Annotated in this window: 2 protein-coding genes; one reads left to right on the top strand and one right to left on the bottom strand. The window is 40.4% G+C overall.

What is annotated here, in order from left to right:
• Positions 1-251 precede the first annotated feature (251 nt).
• Positions 252-1,061 carry a hypothetical protein gene (locus Q0095_RS01330; protein WP_297880650.1) on the top strand — a complete coding sequence of 270 codons (810 nt, stop codon included), beginning with the start codon at positions 252-254 and terminating at the stop codon, positions 1,059-1,061.
• A gap of 591 nt (positions 1,062-1,652) precedes the next feature.
• Here Q0095_RS01330 and Q0095_RS01325 read toward each other — a convergent pair.
• Complete coding sequence (locus Q0095_RS01325) at positions 1,653-3,284, bottom strand: cation:proton antiporter (protein ID WP_297880647.1); 1,632 nt, start codon at positions 3,282-3,284, stop codon at positions 1,653-1,655.
• Between the last annotated feature and the right edge of the window lie 135 nt (positions 3,285-3,419).

Genomic DNA, 3,419 nt, shown 5'->3' with positions numbered 1-3,419 from the left:
AAATGGAGCAAGATAAATTTTGAAGCTAAATTTAGCTAGAAAAGAAGCGTAAATTTAGCCTGCCAAAAATTTTATCGATAAAATTGCAAGAGCCGGTAAGTATTCGCTTTTAAAATTTAATGTGAAATCGGGATCGCTTGTCTGCCAAAAAAGAAGCAAGTCAAAAAGCTCGATTCATTAAATTTAAAACGCTACGGAGTAAAAAAGCAAAATTTGAGTTAAAATAATCGAAAAAGGCGGTAAAAATGCAAATGCAAAAAGACAAAATCCCCGCGGACATCAGCCAAATTCCGCAAGAAATTTTAAAAAGCTACGATAGATTTCGCTTTTGTAGATATCTGTTTTTCGGGATGCTTTTGACCTTTCTGATTTATATCGTCGTGTTTCTTATGTTTGTACATGATGCGCCCATAATGTCGTTTTTATGCATGCTCGCGCTATCTGCGATAAATATACTCGTCTGCCTAAACAGGCTGAAGTATAAAAAATATGCCCTGCTTTTATTTAGTGATGCAGATAAGGCCTTTATGCTTATATGGATACATGTGGCTGCGATATTTTACGTCCTTTATGCTTTAATCGGATTTTATTTACAGATAAAATATCACATAGACTGGGATACACGTCAGATTATACCCGCTATTTTTATCGCTATTCCGGTGGCGATAATAACATATAACGCAAATCCGGAATTTGACGCCGATGAGACCGTATATTTACCGGCACTAAAATCGCAGACAAAAATCGGCGGAGCGGTCGCTGATAAAATTTCCGGCGAGCAAAATTTTAACAAAACAAACGGCGAGGCGCAAGCTACCCAAGATGAAGCCGCTAAATTTGAGCAAAAATTTAATGACGCGAGCCTTGAAACAGAATCTATCCAAAAGCAAAAAGGAAGCGCTGGAGTACGGCAAAGCTCTAGCACAAATTGCAAAAAATTTAAAGCAAAAATATCAAATTCACCGTTTGATCAGATTTGCTTTCGTGAGTTTTGCAACAACGGTTTTTTTGATTTTATTTTTATCAGATTCGTACGAATTACACTGGGCATTTATAGTTAGCGCCATTTGCACGATTATATTTTTCTTTTCAAAGCGCAGATACAGCAAACTTTTCGTAGAAAATCCCGAAAAAAGCAATACGATTTTCGCGATAGAAAATTTTGCGATTGTGACATTGGTTTTGTATTATCCCATTATGGCTATAGCGTTATGGCTTGCCGGCGGCGGTAGTGAATCTAACGATATAGGGCTATTTTTTGGCTTATTTTATCTTCTAGCAGTGACGCCTGTGTCCGTTATTACTACCCTTGTTTGCCTAGCACGCAACTTAAGCGTTTATAAAGAGATAAAAGAGTGAAATTAGTAAAATTTAAACGAATTTTTAAATAACTTTATCGCTCAAATATATTTCATCAGCTCCTTGTCGGAGTATCCCTTTGCTGTGGAATGACAGCTTAAATTTAGAATTTAAATCAATCCAAAGCAGAGCACTTTGCGTCTTTAAATTTGCAAGCCCACCATTTAAATATATCTATTTATCTACGTTCATTAAAACGCTTTAAATTAGCTGAGTATAGAAGTAAGAAAATAAAGAGCGTGGAGATTTTAGGCATAGCAAATGCGTTTAAATTTGATCTTAAACGCTCAAGGCTACTGCGTTAGCTTGCATTTCAGCGCCTCTTGTAAAAGCGCATTGGCTACTACTCTCTCCTTTTTTACGAAGATAAAATTTTCGCCGTATTCGCTCTGCAGCTCGCTTTGTGGATCGGCACCCGTATGCATCACTATGATATTTGCTTTTAAATTAGATCCGTTTAGCATCTTAGCGACGATGTCGAGCTTTTGCTGATTTGCGATCGTTAGGATGATGACCGACGCATCGCGCGCATGCAGCTCGTCTATCGCAGTTTTTTGCATTATATTTACAAAGTATATATTCTCTCCGCGCGATTTGCCCAGATCCACGAGCTCTAAATCGCTCTCGGCGACTACGTATAGCAGCCCCTGATCCTTCAAGCGCAGCACCACTTCCTGTCCTATCCTGCCGTAGCCTGCTACAATGATATGATTTTTCATCGGCGGGATTTGAGTTTTATGCTCCTCATCCTCGAGCTTTTCAACTTTAGACTCGAAACGGTTGGCGATTTTGTTTAAATTTTTAAGAATAAACGGCGTTAAAATCATCGTCGCTGTTACGACTGTAATTAAAATTTGCCCGTTTTCCTTACTTAGCATATCGCGGCTCATCAGCAGCGAAAAGATCGCAAGCGCAAACTCACCTATCTGACATAGCGATAGCGCCGCTTTTAGCGCTATCCTTTTGCCGGTCGAGAGAAATAAGATCGCGTAAATCATAACCGTTTTAAGCGCCATTATAACGATAATAGCGAGCAGGATCAGCCCATAGTGCGAGACGATGACTTCAAAATTTATCTGCATGCCGATCGTGATAAAAAAAAGTCCCAGCAGTATGTCTCGAAACGGTGTCAGATCGGCCTCTATCTCGTGTTTATACTCGGTTTCTGCGATGAGCATACCCGCGATGAATGCGCCCAGCGTGTATGAAAAGCCAAAAACATGCGCCAAAAAGCTAGCCCCCACGACGGTAAAAAGGATGGTCGCGATGAAAATTTCTTTAGAATTTGTCCTTACGACGTAGTAGAGGAAGCGGTTAAAAGCAAATTTACCGAGCACGAAAAGGATCACTACCACTATGGCGGCGCTTACGGCGGTTTTTAAGATTAGATAGTTCACGGGGGTATTGTCAGTCGAGCCGAATATGTCAATCATCAGTAAAATGGGAATGACAGCGAGGTCTTGAAAGAGCAGGATGCCAAGCACCTTGCGCCCGTAGTTTTGGTTGATTTCGCCTGTTTCGTTGAGCGTTTTTAGCACGATCGCCGTCGAACTAAGCGCGAGCGCAAGCCCGATAATCATCACGGTTTTTATGTTTCCGCCGAAAGCTTGATCGATGATGAGCGCTAGAATAATACCGGTGCCAAGCACTTGGAGTATGCCATTAAAAAACACGTCCTTTTTCATGCTCATCAGGTGATGGAAGCTAAACTCAAGCCCGATGGTAAACATCAAAAAGACGATGCCAAATTCCGCCAGCTCGGACATATGGGCGTTTTCGACACTGCTTAGACTATAGATCTGCGAAAAGCACACGCCCGCGACGATATAGCCGATGATGGTGGGAATTTCAAAAATTTTAAAGACGATATTTAGCACTATCGCAAGCGCGGTGATCGCAAGAAATAGCTCTATAACAAGCTCCATTAACTCCCTTTTTTGTAAGATTGTGCATAAAATTTAGCGCTAAATTTATTGTCAAATTTTACATTATCCGCGACCATTTACCGGAGGCGATAATCGATGAAATCTATCTTTTCATATAAATTTACGGGTAAATTT

The organism is uncultured Campylobacter sp., assembly GCF_938045535.1.
Lineage (GTDB): Bacteria > Campylobacterota > Campylobacteria > Campylobacterales > Campylobacteraceae > Campylobacter_B.
The sequence above is the reverse complement of the archived record's forward strand: the minus strand, read 5'-3'. Positions and strand labels throughout refer to the sequence as shown.